Here is a 249-nt window from a genome sequence, read left to right on the forward strand (position 1 = left end):
CATAATCGAAACCTTCACATCTGTACTTAATCAAAGCGCACTCAAGCCTCATCGGTTGATCGTGGCTTTCAGTGGCGGTGTTGATTCTCGAGTCTTATTGGAGTTAGCAGCACAGTACGCACAAACTTATGACATTGAGTGCTGCGCGGTGCACGTTCACCACGGTTTAAGCCAGAATGCTGATCACTGGGCAGAGCAGTGCCAAACATGGTGTGATGCTTTGTCAGTTTCGTTAGCTGTAGAGCGAGT

1 protein-coding gene is annotated in these 249 nt (G+C 48.2%); it reads left to right on the top strand.

Going from position 1 to position 249, the window contains the following annotated elements; translation table 11 throughout:
- Window position 1: 1 nt before the first annotated feature.
- The coding region (locus tag AB4512_RS23145; protein ID WP_372175862.1) for an ATP-binding protein at window positions 2-249 on the top strand (248 nt) is incomplete at its 3' end.

It is taken from the genome of Vibrio sp. 10N.222.52.B7 (genome assembly GCF_041474275.1).
Classification (GTDB): Bacteria; Pseudomonadota; Gammaproteobacteria; order Enterobacterales; family Vibrionaceae; genus Vibrio; species Vibrio crassostreae_C.